General features: G+C 74.2%; 10 protein-coding genes. 3 read left to right on the plus strand and 7 right to left on the minus strand.

Going from position 1 to position 15,933, the window contains the following annotated elements; all coding sequences use genetic code 11:
* Window positions 1-28: 28 nt before the first annotated feature.
* A complete protein-coding gene (locus BLT82_RS15060) occupies window positions 29-1,246 on the minus strand; it encodes an anhydro-N-acetylmuramic acid kinase (protein WP_093654933.1) in 1,218 nt (405 codons plus the stop codon).
* A complete protein-coding gene (locus BLT82_RS15065) occupies window positions 1,243-2,553 on the minus strand; it encodes an MFS transporter (protein ID WP_093654935.1) in 1,311 nt (436 codons plus the stop codon). The genes BLT82_RS15060 and BLT82_RS15065 overlap by 4 nt, the downstream gene beginning before the upstream one ends.
* Before the next feature lie 231 nt (window positions 2,554-2,784).
* Between BLT82_RS15065 and BLT82_RS15070 the strand changes: the two genes are divergently transcribed.
* A complete protein-coding gene (locus tag BLT82_RS15070; RefSeq protein ID WP_093654937.1) occupies window positions 2,785-5,550 on the plus strand; it encodes a SpoIIE family protein phosphatase in 2,766 nt (921 codons plus the stop codon).
* Between the two features lie 372 nt (window positions 5,551-5,922).
* On the opposite strand, the gene BLT82_RS15075 is transcribed toward BLT82_RS15070, so the two are convergent.
* Both BLT82_RS15075 and BLT82_RS15080 read right to left on the minus strand, forming a co-directional pair.
* On the minus strand, window positions 5,923-7,326 hold the full coding sequence (locus BLT82_RS15075) for an amidase (protein WP_093654939.1): 1,404 nt from the start codon (window positions 7,324-7,326) through the stop codon (window positions 5,923-5,925).
* Window positions 7,327-7,424: 98 nt separating this feature from the next.
* The gene (locus BLT82_RS15080; protein WP_093654941.1) at window positions 7,425-8,822 is read right to left on the minus strand and encodes a S1 family peptidase; all 1,398 of its coding nucleotides are present in this window, start codon (window positions 8,820-8,822) and stop codon (window positions 7,425-7,427) included.
* A gap of 138 nt (window positions 8,823-8,960) precedes the next feature.
* Between BLT82_RS15080 and BLT82_RS15085 the strand changes: the two genes are divergently transcribed.
* Complete coding sequence (locus BLT82_RS15085; RefSeq protein WP_093654943.1) at window positions 8,961-11,564, plus strand: ATP-binding cassette domain-containing protein; 2,604 nt, start codon at window positions 8,961-8,963, stop codon at window positions 11,562-11,564.
* Window positions 11,565-11,673: 109 nt separating this feature from the next.
* Here BLT82_RS15085 and BLT82_RS15090 read toward each other — a convergent pair whose 3' ends face one another.
* Window positions 11,674-12,558, minus strand: coding sequence for a LysR family transcriptional regulator (locus BLT82_RS15090; RefSeq protein ID WP_244292004.1), 885 nt, complete (start codon window positions 12,556-12,558; stop codon window positions 11,674-11,676).
* A 280-nt stretch (window positions 12,559-12,838) separates the two neighbouring features.
* On the opposite strand from BLT82_RS15090, the gene BLT82_RS15095 reads away from it, so the two are divergent.
* The gene (locus tag BLT82_RS15095; protein WP_093654947.1) at window positions 12,839-13,534 is read left to right on the plus strand and encodes a type 1 glutamine amidotransferase domain-containing protein; all 696 of its coding nucleotides are present in this window, start codon (window positions 12,839-12,841) and stop codon (window positions 13,532-13,534) included.
* 132 nt (window positions 13,535-13,666) lie between these two features.
* On the opposite strand, the gene BLT82_RS15100 is transcribed toward BLT82_RS15095, so the two are convergent.
* Both BLT82_RS15100 and BLT82_RS15105 read right to left on the minus strand, forming a co-directional pair.
* A complete protein-coding gene (locus BLT82_RS15100) occupies window positions 13,667-14,257 on the minus strand; it encodes a PadR family transcriptional regulator (protein WP_093654949.1) in 591 nt (196 codons plus the stop codon).
* A gap of 272 nt (window positions 14,258-14,529) precedes the next feature.
* Complete coding sequence (locus BLT82_RS15105; protein ID WP_093654951.1) at window positions 14,530-15,903, minus strand: MFS transporter; 1,374 nt, start codon at window positions 15,901-15,903, stop codon at window positions 14,530-14,532.
* Window positions 15,904-15,933 lie beyond the last annotated feature (30 nt).

Genomic DNA, 15,933 nt, shown 5'->3' on the forward strand with positions numbered 1-15,933 from the left:
CCGGGCCAGTGCACGCACGCGGTTGCCGCTAACCGGCGGCCCGGAACGCGCTCGCCGGCGGCGCACCCCGGCCCGGCCCCGGCCGCACCACGAGCGAACCCGGCGCCTCCGCGGGTGTCCGGGGCAGCCGGAGCGGGCCGCTTCCGGGCGTGATCGAGCCGAGGACCCGCACCCCGCGCGCGCCGGTGCACGACGGCTCGTTGCCGGTCAGGCCGTGCAGCGTGAGGTAGCCGAGGACGGCGAAGGCGCAGGCCTCCTTCGCGGACGAGGGCAGGCCGAGTTCGTCCGACGTCCGCAGCGTGACCCCCGCCAGCTCGTCCCGGAGCATCGCCGTCAGCACGGGGTTGCGGGTGCCTCCGCCGGAGACGATCAGCTCGGTCGCGCCCAGGGGCCGGAGCGCGTCGGCGACGGTCCGCGCGGTCAGCCGGGTCACGGTCGCGACCACGTCCTCGGCGGCGATCCCGCCGAAGCCCGCCAGCGCGGCCCGCACATAGCCTCGGTGGAACAGTTCCTTGCCGGTGGTCCTGGGCGCGGGCCTGCGGTAGTACGGCTCGTCGAGCAGCCTGAGGAGCAGGGGCTCGTGGACCCGGCCGGCGCCCGCGAGCGCCCCGCCGCGGTCGTAGGCGAGCCGTCCGTCCGTCAGGTCGTGGACGGCGGCGTCGATGAGCGCGTTGCCGGGGCCCGTGTCGAACGCGATCGGCCGTCCGTCGCGCGGCAGCACGGTCAGGTTGGCGATGCCGCCGATGTTCAGTGCGGCGGGCACCCCCGGGCGCCCGCGCAGCCACATCAGGTCGACGAGGCTCACCAGGGGCGCGCCCTGGCCGCCGGCCGCGACGTCCCGGGTCCGGAAGCCGGAGACGACGGGGCGGCCGGTCGCCTCGGCGATCCACGCCGGTTCGCCGATCTGCAGCGTGCCGTGCACCCGGCCGTCTTCCGCCCAGTGGAAGACGGTCTGCCCGTGGGAGGCGACCAGTTCCGCGGCCCCGCCGCAGAGTTCGCGGTCGGCGCGTACGGCGACGTCGGCGAAGGCCCGCCCGATGAGCGTGTCCAGCCGGCACACGTCCGCCAGGGTCGTGGCGGACGGCGGCAGGGCTCCGGCGAGCAGCGCCCGCACCTCGTCGCCGTACGGCTCGCTCACCATGCCCAGCGGGGTGAGGACCAGGGCGCCGTCCTCGACCGCGAGATCGGCGGCGGCCGCGTCGATCGCGTCGTACGACGTGCCCGACATCAGTCCGACGACCCTCATCGCAGCGGCCGCCGGTGGTCGTCGCCGCGCAGGGTCAGCAGGGCCAGGGCACTGACGGCGCAGGCGCCCGCCGCGTAGTACGCGGGGATGTCGGCGTCGCCGGTGCGTTTGACGAGCTCGGTGATGACGAGCCCGGCACAGCCGGAGAACACCGCGTTGGACAGGGCGTAGGCCACGCCCAGTCCGGTGCAGCGGACCCTGGTCGGGAACATCTCCGCCAGCATGGCCGGACCCGGGCCGGCCATCAGCCCCACGACGGCTCCCGCGACGAGGACCGCCCCGCCCTTCGCCGCGGCCGAGGCACCGGTGTCCTGCAGCAGGTCGATCAGCGGCAGCGCCAGCATGACGACGAGGACCGCTCCGGAGAGCATGACGGTGCGGCGGCCGAAGCGGTCGCTGAGGAGCCCCGCGGGAATGATCGAGGCGGCGAAGCCGAGGTTCGCGAGGACGGTGGCGACCAGGGCCTCCCGGAACGACGCGCCGAGGGTGGACTGGAGGTACGAGGGGAGGACGACGAGGAACGTGTACCCGGCCGCCGCCCAGCCCATGATCCGCCCGGCGCCCAGCACGATCGCGCGCGCCACTTCCCCGCGGGACGGCGGGGGCGTTGCGGCGCCCTCCGCCTCGGCGCGGCGGAAGCTGGGCGTCTCCTCCAGCCGCAGCCGCAGCCACAGCGCGACCAGGCCGAGCGGGAGCGTCAGCAGGAACGGGATCCGCCAGCCCCATTCGTTCAGCGCCGCGTCGGAGAGCACGGTGGCGAGCACGGCGGCAGCACCGGCGCCGCCGAGCAGACCGAGGGCGACGGTGAAGGACTGCCAGGAACCGTAGAGGCCGCGCCTGCCGGGCGGGGCGAACTCCGTCAGCAGGGACACGGCACCGCCGAACTCGCCGCCCGCGGACAGTCCTTGGAGAATCCGCAGCAGCGTCAGGAGCCAGGGGGCCGCCGCACCGGCGGTGGCGTAGGTGGGCAGGAGCCCGATCAGCGTGGTGGCCAGTGTCATCAGGCCGATGACGACGATCAGCGTGGGGCGCCTGCCGATGCGGTCGCCGAGCCTGCCGAAGAGCACCGCTCCGATCGGCCGGAAGAAGAACGCCAGCGCGAAGGAGGCGTAGGTCTTGACGAGGGCCTCGACGTCGCTGCCGCCCTCGGGCGTGAAGAAGTTGGCTGCGATGACGGTGGCGAAGTAGCCGTAGACGCCGAACTCGTACCACTCGACGAAGTTGCCGACGGAGCCCGCGAGCAGAGCGCGGCGGGAGCGGGCGGGCGGGGGCTGCGGCGCTGATTGCCGCAGGGCTGGTTCGGTCATCCTTCCTACGTGCCCACGACAACAGCACCGGAATCGTCTCTTCCGGTGGCGTCGGGCCGACTCCGCGGGCCGTCCGGCGGGGCTTCTGCGGAGGAGGCCGGCGGCTCCCCCACCCGGCTCGGAGCCACCGAGTGACCGCGCCGTCCCCAGTGGTGACCTCCTCGTCGTGGAGGAGACTGGGAGCAGGGACCGGGAGCGGACGGGGCTTCGACTCAGGCGAGGCTGGTTGCGATGGGCACAAGCGGCGTCACCCAGCGCAGTGACGGGCGCGAGCAGACCGGGGCGCGGGGCTGGGCCAAGGTCGTGGTGAACGCGCGGGGCGTGGTGACCGGGTGGAGTTCGGCGGCCCAGCAGCTGCTCGGTTACCCGGCGGACCGGGTGCTGGGCCGTGCCGCCGTCGAACTGCTGGCGGGACCGCAGGAGACGGCCGCTCACGGAGCGGCCCCGTCGCCCGGTCCGTCCACGGGGGCAGGCGCGGAATCAGGCTCCGCATCGGACCTCGACGCCGGTGCCGTACTCCTGCGGCACCGGAACGGCGGGCTGGTGGCCTGCCGCATGGGCATCCGCGCCGGAGCGGCCGACGGGCCCGGCGCGGCCGACGGGCCCGGCGCGGGCTGGGAGGTGCTGCTCGGTCCCGCCACGGCGGGGCCGGCGCCCGAGACGGAGCTCGACAAGGCGCTGCTGGAGGCGCTGTTCAGCCGCTCCCCGCTGGGTCTGTTCGTCGTCGACCCCGAACTCCGACTCATCCGCATCAACCCGGCGGCGGAGGGCATGCAGGGCCTGGCCGTCGAGGAAGCCCTCGGGAAGCGGCCGGGGGAGGCGTGGCCCGAGTTCAGCGCGGACCTCGCCGAGCAGGTGATGGGGCAGGTGCTCCGCACCGGCCGGCCGGTCATCGGCTGGGAGAAGCGCGGCAGGCCGCCCGGGGACCCCGACCACGAGCACGTGTACTCGACCTCATCCTTCCGGCTGGAGGACGCCGGCGGCCGTGTCCTCGGGGTCGCCGACGCCGCGATCGACGTCACCGAACGCCACCGGGCGCAGGAGCGGCTGAAGCTGCTCGCCGAGGGCGGGGCCAGAATCGGGACGAGCCTCGAGGTCATGCGCACGGCACAGGAGTTGGCGGAGGTGGCGGTGCCGCGGTTCGCCGACAGCATGGCCGTGGAGGTGCTGGAGGAGGTCCTGGCCGGCGAGGAGCTCTTTCCGGGACCGGTGCGCTCGGGGGCCGTGCTGCGCCGTGCGGCGTCCCTGGCGAGCAGCCCCGCCCAACCCGCGGGCGTGTACGCGGACGGCGAGGTCAGCACGTATCCGCCCGCCGCCCCGTCCGTCGACGCGCTCACCGACCTCCGGCCGCGGCTGGTCGACTCCGTGAAGGCCGACAGCGCATGGGTGCTCCGGGACCCGGTACGCGGCCCGAGGATCCTCGAGGACAAGATCCACTCGCTGATGGTCGTACCGCTCGTCGCCCAGGACCGGGTCCTCGGCATCGCCACGTTCTACCGCTGGGGCGCACAGGGGCCGTTCCGGGACGACGATCTGACCCTCGCGACGGAGCTCGCCGGGCGTACGGCGGTCTGCCTGGACAACACCCGCCGCTATCTGCGCGAGCGCAACTCGCTGATGGCGCTGCAGCGCAGCCTGCTCCCCGGGGAACTCCCGCACCACCACGGCGTGGAGGTGGCCCACGAGTACGTGCACGCCGGTGCCGGAGGCGACTGGGTCGATGTCGTACCGCTGTCGGGAGCACGGGTCGCGCTCGTGGCCGGCAGCGTCCCCGGACGCGGTGTGGCCACGGCCGCCGCCATGGGACGCCTGAGGGCGGCGGTGCACACGCTGTCGGATCTGGACCTGGATCCGGAGGAGCTGCTCGCACGCATGGACGATCTGGTGCGACGGCTCGGCGGCGGCGACGGGCCCGAAGAGGCCCTGGGCGCACGGCGGGCCGACGGAAGCGCGGAGCCCCCGATACCGGCTGCCCTGGCGACCGGAGCCCCGGTCACGGGCGAGGAGGCCGGGTGCACCTGCCTCTACCTCGTCTACGACCCGATCTCCCAGCGCTGCTCCGCGGCGAGCGCCGGCCATCCCGCTCCGGCCGTGGCGCACCCGGACGGCACGGTCAGGATCCTCGACGTCCCGGTGGGCGCACCGCTCGGCCGCCCAGGAGCGCCGTTCCGCAAGACGGAGGTGGAACTGCCGGAGAACGCGATGCTCGTCCTCCACACCCCCGGGCTGCTGCAGGCCCGTCCCGGCGGGGCGCCCGGGGCCGGGGCGGGGAAACCGGGGCCGCCGGGCCGGCAGCGGGGCGAACGGGGTCACGGGGACGACGGGTCGGCCCGGGGGACGACCCGGCAGGCCGACGAGGAAGTCCGGTCGGACGAACGCGCTTCCGGCAGGGGCGCCTCCGCCCCCGAGCGGGAGGAGCCGGAAGCGGCCGACGGGGCGGGCGCGACCGTGGGCGAGGCCGGTGCCGGCGAAGCCGCCGAGGCGACCAGGGCACGGCTCCTGGGCGCGCTCGCGCGGGCGCCGGGCTCCGTGCGCGAGACGTGCCGGATGCTGCTCGAGGCGCTGGTCCCCGCGCATCCGCGCGAGGACGCGGCGCTGCTCGTGGCCCGTACGCACGCGCTGGGCCCGGGCCGCGTCGCGTGCTGGGACCTGCCGAGCGATCCGGCCGTCGTCTCCACCGCCCGCTCGCTGGTCACCCGCCAGCTGTCCTCATGGGCGCTCGACGAGGCGGCGTTCGCCACCGAACTCATCGCGAGTGAGCTCGTCACCAACGCGATCCGGTACGCGAGGGCCCCGGTCCGGCTGCGTCTGATCCGCGACCACGTCCTGACCTGCGAGGTGTCCGACGGCAGCAGCACCTCGCCCCGGTTGCGCCATGCCCGTACGACCGACGAGGGAGGCAGGGGGCTGCTGCTCGTGGCGCAGTGCTCCGAACGCTGGGGCACGCGCTACACGGAGGACGGCAAGACCATCTGGGCCGAGCAGACCGTCGCCTGACGGCCGCGGTCCCGCCGTCCGCGCTCGGGATCGGCGTACGACGGCACAGGCGGCCACCGCGCCGACCGGCTAACGGCGCGGTGCGGCCCGAGGCGGCCGGGCCGCCCCGCGCAGCACGCCGGCGCGGGGCGCTGACGGGGCGACGGAACAGGACGGTGGCGGCACGCGTCCGGGCCGGGCGGTCGGACCGCCCGTCCGGGCACGGCGGTCCCGGCACACGTCCGGGCATGGCGGTCCGGCCACGACGGTCGCGGCACACGTCCGGGCATGGCGGTCCGGGACACGTCCGGGCACGACGGTCGCGGCACACGTCCGGCCACGACGGTCGCGGCACGCGTCCTGGACGCGTGCCGGCGTGGACAGCCCCGGGACTCAGGCCGCCGGCAGTGGCCTCCGAGCGGCCCAGGGACGGGCCTTCTCCAGCTCGGCGGCCAGGGACAGCAGGGTCGTCTCGTCGTCGCGACGGCCCACGAGCTGCACGGCGAGGGGCAGTCCCCCGTCGGTGAATCCGGCCGGGACGGAGGCCGCGGGGTTGCCGGTGACGTTCCACAGCGCGCAGTACGCGATCATCGGCATGGACCGCAGGGACGCTCGCACCGTGCCGGTGCCCGCCAGCCGGCCGCCTGTGGGCGGGAGTCCGGCGATCGTCGGGGTGAGCAGCACGTCGACCCGGTCGAACACGCGGTTCGCCCTTGCCGCCGTCCTCTCCCCCTGGCGGATGGCCCAGCGTGTGACTCCGGGCCGGACCCATGCGCCGAGGCGGACGGTCTCGCGGGTGCGGCGCTCCAGCCGGGAGTAGTCGTCCATCGCGAACGCCTCGGTGCGCAGTCCGGCGAAGAACTGCGGCACGAACGCGGGGGTGGGGTCGGGGTAGCGGGGATCGATCTCCTCGACGTGGTGGCCCAGTTCGGCCAGCAGGCCGGCGGTCGCGCTCACGGCCTCGACGACCTCCGGCGCGGGCCGCACTCCCCGCGCGGCAGGACGGACGGACCAGCCGATCCGCAGCCGGGGCGGTTCGGCGTTCGCGGCGGCCGTGAAGGAGGCGGCCGGCTCGCCGGCGCGGAACATGTCCGCGGGAAGGGAGCCGCGGATCGCATCGTGGACGAGGGCGGAGTCCAGCACCGAGCGGGTCAGCGGACCGAGCACCCCGAGCCCCCACCACAGGTGCGGTTGCGGCGCGGTGCTCACCCGCCCTCGTGTGGGCTTCAGGCCGAACAGCCCGCAGCAGGCGGCCGGGATCCGGATGGAGCCGCCGCCGTCGCCGCCGATGGCGGCCGGGACCAGCCCGGCCGCGACCGCGGCGGCAGATCCGCCGCTGGAGCCGCCGGGCGAGCGGTCCGGGGACCACGGGTTGCGGGTACTGCCGTGCGCCGACGACTCGGTGAACGGGAACAGACCGAACTCGGGCATGTTCGTCTTGCCGATGACGACCGCGCCCGCGGCGCGCAGCCGGCGTACGACCTCTGAATCCGCCGGCGCGGGGCGGGTGTTGGCGGCGGTGCCGAAGCTCGTCACCCTGCCCGCGACGTCGTTCTCCTCCTTGATCGCCACCGGCACGCCGTGCAGTGGCCCCCGCTCCTCCGGGGAGGCGGCGTCCCTGCGGCCGGCCTCGGCAAGCGCCTCCTCGGCCATGACGGCGGTGAAGGCGTTGAGAGCGCCGTCGTGCCGTTCGATACGGGCGAGGAGGAGTTCGGTGAGCTCCCGTGCCGACACCTCACCGGAGCGGACGGCCGCGGCCTGTCCGGCGACACCCGCGTACGCAAGATCGTCCGTCATGGCGGGGAACGTACATCCCGCCCCGCCACGCACGGAGTGCCCACCGAGGGTGATGCTCGTCACACCGGGGCTGACGCCCGGGACCCGGCCTCGCGGCCTCAGGCCCAGGTCTGCGAGTAGTACTCCCGGTAGTTCCTGCGGCCCTGGGCGGACTGGATCCAGCGGCTGACGATCAGCAGGACCAGGCTCGCGCCGATGACACCGATGCCGGGGGCGACGGCACCGAGGGGCCCGAGTTCGGCGGCGATGTCGGTGACGATCCCCGGCCCGGAGGTGCCGGCCCACGGCGGCGCGGCACCGCCCCCGGCTCCCGCACCCGGCGCGGGGCCGTCGGTGGCGGGCGCCGACGGGTCGGCCGGGGCCGCGGGCTCGGCGCCCGTGCCGCCCTGCGCTCCCGGAGCCTGACCGCTGAGCGCCACCCCGAGCGACGCCATGGCGCTGGTGACCGGCTGGAAGTAGGTGGTGCCGCCGCTGTCGCAGTCGCCGGTGCCGCCCGAGGTGACGCCGAGCGCGATGCCCTGGGCGAACAACGGGCCGCCGCTGTCCCCGGATTCGGCGCAGACCGTCGTCTCGATCAGCCCTCCGACCGTGCCCTCCGGGTAGTTGACGGTCGCGTTGAGCGCGGTCACCTGCCCCGAGCGCAGTCCCGTGGTGCTGCCGCTGCGGAAGACCTCCTGGCCGACGGCGGGGTCGGCGGCCCCGGTGATCCGTACGCCCCTGTCCTCTCCGATGGCCACGATGCCGGCGCCGGACGGGCCGGGCGCCGCCCCCTCGTCGTACCGCACCAGGGAGAAGTCGTTGCCCGGGAAACTGCCGGCGACCGTGCTGCCGAGCCGGTCGTTGCGTCCGCGGTCGCCGAACCAGGTCGTGCCCACGGACCCGCAGTGGCCGGCCGTGAGGATGAACGAATCCTGCCCGTCGGTGACGTTGAAGCCGGCGGAGCAGCGGCTGTTCCCGCCGAACATCGGCGCGGCGCCGTTCAGCCGGGTGGAGAAGGTGCCCGGGTTCCGTTCCATACGGACGAAGCCGCCGATGTCCTCGGCGAGTTCCGTGAGCCGTGACCAGTCGGCGGCCGAGACGGTGCGGTCGGCGCGGACCACGACCTCGTTGGTTCGGTAGTTCACCGCCCACGCGGTTCCCGTCACCCGGGGCGAGCCGCGCAGGCTCTCGGTGGCCGAGCGGAGTTCGTCCATGCTGTGGCGCACGACCTTGGGGTTCGCACCGGCCCGGCGCACCTCGGCCGCGGCACCCGGGTCGGTCACGGCGACGACCGGGCGGCCGTCGTCCCCGATCCAGCTGCCTGCGGTACGGGACGTGCCGAGCCGTTCGACCACTCCCCCACCGGGCTGGGCGGCGCGTGTGGTGGGGACCGCCGCCGTCCCGGGCGCCGACGTCTCGCCGGCCATGGCGTCGGAGACCATCAGCGAGCCGCAGACCAGCCCGCCGACCGCCGCCAGCCGGGCGATCCGCTGAAGGTTTCGTCGTGCGTGCCTCATCCGCGGCCCCAAGTTCGTACCGACACGGTGTCACCAGGTGTGCGGGGCCCAGGAAGCGGCCTGGGCCCCACCGTCTATACGCGGCCCGGCGCGGCGCCGTTCAACCGGGGTATCCATGGCCTCACGGGAGGGGGCGCCATGAAGGTGTTCGGACGGGTGAGGGCGGCCGGAGCCGCGGTTTCCGAGAGCGAGCGGGAGCTGTTCGGCGGGCCGCTGAGGTACGACACGGGCTGGGCGGAGCACGAGCGGGCGCGGCTGGAGCTGTCGATGCTCGCCGCCGTGCGGGCGATGCCGCGACTGGTCGGCGGCACGCTGCGCAGGGCCTGGCGCGCGGACCGGCCGGCGCTGGTCGCGGTCGCGGTCAGCGAGATCGGGCAGGGCATCGCCGCCGCCGTGGGACTGCTGGCGGTGAACGCGGTGATGCACGCCCTGCTGGGCGGCGGCGCGCCGGTCGACCGGCTGTACGCGGCACTGCCGGCGCTGGTCACCGTCGGCGTGATCGGTGTGGTCAACGCGGGGCTGGCCTGCTGGTCCACGTCACGGGCGGGCCGGCTGGAGCCGCTGGTGGAGCGGCTCGCGACGACGGAGTACCTGGCGGCAGCCGCGGCGGTGGAGCTGGAGGCGATCGAGGATCCCGAGTTCCGCCGGCTCATCGATGTCGCCCAGTACGGCGCGGCCTCGGCCCGCCGGATGATCGGCGCCTGCGTCGCCGCCGTGAACGGAACCATCTCGCTGATCGCCGCAGGCGGTGTCCTGACGGTCCTTCACCCCGCGCTGCTGCCGATGCTCCTGCTGATCGCGGCGCCGCGCGGCTGGGGCGCCATGCGGGTGGCGCAGGAGCGGTACGTGTCGGTGATGGTGTGGGTGGAGCACATGCGGGCGGGCCGTCTGCTCGGCAGCCTGCTCACCTCGCGGACCGCGGCGCAGGAGGTCCGGGTCCACGGGGTCGGCGGCTTCCTGCTGGACCGCTACCGGGACATGGCGGAGAGCGCCGAGCGGGAGCAGAAGCGGCTGGCGACGGACAAGGCGTTCACCGAGCTCGTGGCGGCGGGCATGTCCGGGCTCGCCATGGTGGGGACGTACGCGTTCATGGGCTGGCTGATCGTGGCCGGGCACATGGAGCTGGCGGTGGCCGGCACCGCCGTGATCGCGGTCCGCTCCGGCTCGGCGAACCTCGGCGCGCTCGTCATGAACGTCAACCAGCTCCACGAGGAGGCCCTGTACGTCAACGACCACGACCGCTTCCTGGCGGAGGCCGCCGCGTACACCATTCCCGAAGGCGGCGCGGACGTGCCGGGCCGGGTGGGCGAGATCCGCGCGGAGGACGTCACGTACCGCTATCCCGACCGGGACACACCGGCTCTGGAGGGGGTGTCGCTGACGATCCCCATGGGCTCGGTCACGGCGGTCGTCGGGGAGAACGGCTCGGGGAAGAGCACCCTGATCAAGGTGCTCGCCGGGCTGCTGCTGCCCGGGCGCGGCACTGTGCGCTGGGCGGGAGTCGACGTGGCCGGGCTGGACCGCGGCCAGGTCTTCGACCGGGTCGCGCTGCTCACGCAGGACTTCGAGCGCTGGCCGATGACCGCGGGCATGAACATCCGCATCGGCCGGCCCCGACTGGGCTCGTCCGATGGGGACTTGGCCGGGGCGGTGGGTTTCGCGGGCGCCGGCGCGCTCGTGGAACGGCTGCCGCACGGGCTGCACACGCTGCTGGCCCGGATGTTCCGGGGAGCGTCCGAGATCTCGGGCGGGGAATGGCAGAAGATCGGTCTCGCCCGTACGCACTTCCGTACCGACCACTGCGGGGCGGACAGCCTGCTGATCGTCGACGAGCCCACGTCCGCCCTCGACCCCGAGGCGGAGATCGCGGCGTTCGACCGCATCCGGCAACTGGCCGGCCCGCGGCGCGCGATCGTGCTGGTGACCCACCGGATGTCCGGGGTGCGTCACGCGGACACCATCCATGTGCTCCACCGGGGACGGCTGGTGGAGCACGGCTCGCACGACGAACTGATGGCGGCCGGCGGCCGGTACGCGTCCATGTTCCGTACGCAGGCGGCACAGTACGAGCCGGGGCGGGGCGCGGGCACCGCGGCCGGGGTTCCGGGCCCGCGCCCGGCCACCGGGGCGGCGGCGCCCGCAGAGCACGCCCCGCAGGCGGGCCGGGCGGTGTCGGTGTCCACGGCCGCCGGAGCCGGTGCCGGAGACGGAACCGGGGCCGGGGATGCGGATCGGGCCGAGGGTGGGTCCCGGGACGGGACCGGAGCCGGAGTTGAGGCAGGTGGGGCGGAACGGGCCACACACCGCACCGGTACGGCCGTACTGCTCGTGAACGACGCCGGCCAGTACCTGCTGCATCTGCGGGACAACGTGCCCGGCATCTGTCATCCCGGAACCTGGAGCCTGATCGGCGGCAGGGCGGAGGGCGAGGAGTCACCGGAGGAGACCATCGCCCGGGAACTTCGGGAGGAGGCGGGCCTGACCCTGCCCGGTCTGCGGCGCTACGCCGTCGTTCCCGGGACCGGTCCCGGCGGCGTGGCCCCGGGCCTGATCCAGGTGTTCCTGGGACGGTGGAACGGCGACGCCGAAGCCCTGCCGATCACCGAGGGCGTCATGTTCCGCTGGTTCGACGCCGCGATGATCGACCGGCTGGTGATGTGCCCGTGGACGGCCGACGTCGTCCGCAGTCACGACCGCGCGCGGCGGCAGACGGCGAACGGTCACCTGGACCGTCCCTCGTGACCCGGCTGCGTCCACCGGGGGCGTGGTCAGGCGGCGCAGGTCAGGCGGCGTAAGCCCGGTGTCCGCCCGGGCCGGCGGCGTAGGGCCCGCCCGGTTTCCGTCGGCGGACTCACCACGCGCGGGCCGCGTCGAGGAGGCGGTCGCGGACGGGTGCGACGTGCGGGTTGTCCGGAGCGCCCGGACGTTCGACCAAGTAGCAGGTGTTGATGGGCGGTTCGTCGAGATCGTGCAGCAGGACGAGGGCACCGGAGGCCAGTTCGTCGAGGCAGAGATAGCGCGGAAGCACCGAGAAGCCGGCGCCGGCCGTTACGGCGGCGAGGACGCCCCGGAGATCGGGGACGGTGACGGCGGCGTGGCAGGAGAGGCGGGTGCCGAAGGCATGGCGCCAGTACCGCCGGGCGATGGGCAGGTCCTCGGCGTAGGTGATCAGCGGGACGGGATGCAGTGCCGATGGCCCGTCCGCGCCCAGGCCGCCCCCGACCCGTGCCGCCCACACGGGCGCGGCGACGAGGACGAACTCCTCGTCCATCAGCGGCACGGCGGACAGCGTCCGGCCGCGCGGCCGGGTGGTGGCGATGACGAGATCGTGGCGGCCGGCCCGGAGTTCGTCCAGGAGGGCGTCCGTGAGGCCCATCGTCACGCGCAGCCGCACTCCGTCGGCGACGAGCGGTGCCAGGACGGGCAGCACCCTGCTGCACAGCAGTTCGGCCGGACCCGCGAGGTGGACCGGCTCGGCGGGTGCGCCCTCGGGCGCACCCGCCCCGGTGGCGGCGGCGAGCGCGTCCAGGGGCGCGGCGATGCGGGCGGCGAGTTCGTCGGCCACCGGGGTCGGCGCGACGCCTCGCGGCAGCCGTACGAACAGCTCGCGTCCCGACTGCCGTTCCAGAGCGCGCATCTGGGTCGTGACGGTGGGCTGCGACAGCCCCAGCAACGGGGCGGCGGCGGTGAAGGACCCGGAGCGGTACACGGCGAGGAACGTCCGCAGCAGGTTCAAATCGGCGTGGGGGGCGGGCGCGAGCGGCGCGTCCGGCCCCGGGCCGCCGCCCCGATGCGGCTCGCGTCCGACAGGCTCTCCACCGGGGTTTCCTTCGTGTCTCACGCCACGAACCCTAGGCCGTCACCGGGGCCGGCGGCGCCTCGAGCGGGCATTGGAATTCCTATGTCAGAAATCGGTATCCCCATTGGCTTCCTATGGATGAGGGGGTCTACGTTCGGTGGCGAACGCATCTCCGGGCCCGTCGAAGAGGGCCCGCTCCTCACTGGGAGTACCAAGCATGTCGAAGATCCTTTTCGTGATGACCGGCGCCGACCACTGGACCCTGGCCGACGGCACCCGCCACGCCAGCGGGTTCTGGGCCGAGGAGGCCGTCGCGCCGCACGAGGCGTTCAGGGCCGCCGGCCACGAGATCGTCGTCGCCACCCCGGGTGGCGTCGTGCCCCCCGTGGACGAGGGCAGCCTGGCGCCCGAGGTCAACGGCGGCGCGGAAGGTGCCGCGAAGGTCGCCGCCGGTCTCGCGGCGCTCGCCGAGCTCCGGCGCCCGGTGAAGCTGGCGGACGTCGACCTCGCCGAGTTCGCCGCCGTCTTCTACCCCGGCGGCCACGGTCCCATGGAGGACCTCGCCGTCGACCCGGTGTCCGGCCGGCTCCTCGTCGACGCGCTGGACTCCGGCAAGCCGCTCGCGGTGCTCTGCCACGGCCCGGCCGCCCTGCTCGCCGCGACGCACGCCGACGGCTCGAACGCCTTCGCCGGCTACCGCGTCGCCGCGTTCACCAACGCCGAGGAGACCCAGGCGGGCTTCGCCGACCGCGCGAAGTGGCTGCTTCAGGACCGCCTGGCCGAGGCCGGCGTGGAGATCCGGGAGGGCGAGCCCTGGGCGGCGAACGTCGTCGTCGACCGCAATCTCGTCTCGGGCCAGAACCCGGCCTCTTCCGCAGGGGTCGCCGCCGAGGTCCTCAAGAAGCTGGCCTGACGCACGCGCCGGGTGAGCCGGGGCTCTTCCCCGGCCGCCGGCGACCCCGGCCGCCAGGGGCCTCCCGGAGCAGGACGGCGGTCATGCCCCCTGGGCTCAGGCCGCCCGCCCGGATCCCGGAGCAGACGCCGGTCATGCCTCCCGTGGGCTCAGGCCGCCCTCGGCCCGCCGGGTCTGCCTCGATCGGAGGGCCGCGGCTGTCCGGGCGCACCATTCGGCCGTCTCCTGTTCGAAGCGCAGGCCCCGCAGGCAGGTCAGGTAGGGCCCGACGCGGTCCGCGGTGGACAGGAAGGTGTCCTCGTCGAGGTCGCCGCGCAGCCGCCGCAGGAAGCGCTCGAAGATGTCGATCTTGGCGGCGGCCATCGCAGCTCGGTCGTCGAGTTGTTCGATCACCGGGCCCATGGGCGCACTGTCCACGGCCTGCACCTTGACCAAGAGGTCGTCGCGGATGAAGGACGGTTTCGCGGTGGTCTCCGCGAAGCGCGCGAGTTCTTCCAGGCCCTCTTCCGTGATGGTGAACAGGCGCTTCGGCGGACGCGACTCCTGGATCACCTGGCGGCCCTCGACGAGGCCGGCCTTCTCCAGTTTCGTCAGCTCCAGATAGAGCTGCTGGGGCAGGGCGTGCCAGAAGTTCGCCACCCCGAGGTCGAAGGTCTTGGCGAGCTGGTAGCCGCTGGACTCGCCGTCCAGCAGGGCCGCCAGCACCGCATGGCGCAGCGCCATGACTCCGCCTCCCGCTCCGTGTCGGTTCCCGTTCCGTTCCGTCCGCAGCGTACTCAACGGCATGAGTAGTCACATCCTTGACCGCGGGGGACCGGCTGCCCCGTGGGGGCCGTCTCCCGTACCGCGGCGGGCCGCGCATCCGCCCGCCGGGCCGTGACGTGGTGTCACGACCCGGCGGGCGAGGTGTCGCCGGGCGGCGTCGTGGTCCGCAACCGCACGAGAGCGTGGGCCTGGCCTGTCAGGAGCAGTACGGCGCCGGGGACCCGAACCCGTCAGGAACTGTGCGGGGAGACGTCCCGGCGCGAGCCGCCCTGGGCCGGGATTCCGTCGAGCGTGCCACCGGTCTCCCGCAGGGCCGCGGCGGCGCGCTGCTCCCGTCCCCAGGTCTCGCGGGTCGTCAGCACCCCGAGGAGACCGATCGCGGAGACGCCCACGTAGAGCCCGGCGGGTCCCCACCAGCCGAAGGAGCCGGTGAGGAGCACGGCGGCGAACGGGGCGAAGCCGGCCACCGAGGCGGCGGTCTGGTAGCCGAGCGAGGCGCCCGAGGTCCGTGTCCCGGTCCGGAACAGCTCGGCGAACCAGGCCGCCTGCGTGCCCGTCAGCGCCGCGTGGATGACACCGATGGCGATCAGGAAGACCAGCACGATCGGGAGGGCCGCGCCGGTGTTGGCCATGACGTACATCGGGATGCCGAAGGCCACGGCGAGCAGACAGCCGACCAGGTAGACGGGGCGGCGTCCGACCCGGTCGGTCAGCGCTCCGGACAGGACCGTGGTGCCCACGGCCAGCAGGCTGGCGATGACGACGCCGGTCAGCGCGATCCCGCGGTCGTCCGGGTCGCGGTCGGTGATGTAGGAGAGCAGGTACGTGGCCGTGAGGTAGTACGCGCAGGACTCCACGACGCGCAGGGCGATGATGCGCAGGATGTTGCGCCAGTCGTCGCGGATCACGGTCAGCAGCGGGTTGCGCACCGTGCCGCCCTCGGCCTTCGCCGCTTCGAACTCGGGCGACTCGCTGAGCTTCATCCGCACGACCAGGCCGACGACGATGAGCAGGGCGCTGGCGAGGAACGGCAGCCGCCAGGCCCAGTCTCCGTCGAGATTGGCGGAGAGCAGGAAGGCGATGTTGGCGAAGGCGATGCCGAGCGGATTGCCGGCCTGGGGTATGGCCGCGTAGAGACCGCGGCGGCGGCGCGGGGCGTGCTCGTACGTCATCATCACCGCGCCGCCCCATTCAGCGCCGAAGGCGAGACCCTGGATACAGCGGATGACGACCAGCAGGACCGGCGCGGCGATGCCGACCTGCGCGTACGTGGGCAGCATGCCGATGAGCACGGTCGCGATGCCCATGGTCAGCAGGGCGCCCACAAGAACGGGCTTTCGGCCGTGCCGGTCGCCCAGGTAGCCGCCGAGCGCGCCGCCGATCGGGCGCATCAGGAAGCCGACGCCGAGCGTGACGAAGGCGAGGAGGGTGCCGACCACGGGGTCGGAGTCGGGGAAGAACGCGTCGCCGAAGTAGAGGGCGGAGGCGGTGCCGTAGGCGACGAAGTCGTAGTTCTCGACGCAGGTGCCGGCCGCGGAGGCGAAGGCGGTCTTGACACGCCCGCGTGGGGCTCCTGGTGCGGGGGGATTGCTGAGCGCGCTCATGCCGGGGTCTCCTTTGATCGCGGTGTGCGC

It is taken from the genome of Streptomyces wuyuanensis, from assembly GCF_900103455.1.
GTDB lineage: Bacteria > Actinomycetota > Actinomycetes > Streptomycetales > Streptomycetaceae > Streptomyces > Streptomyces wuyuanensis.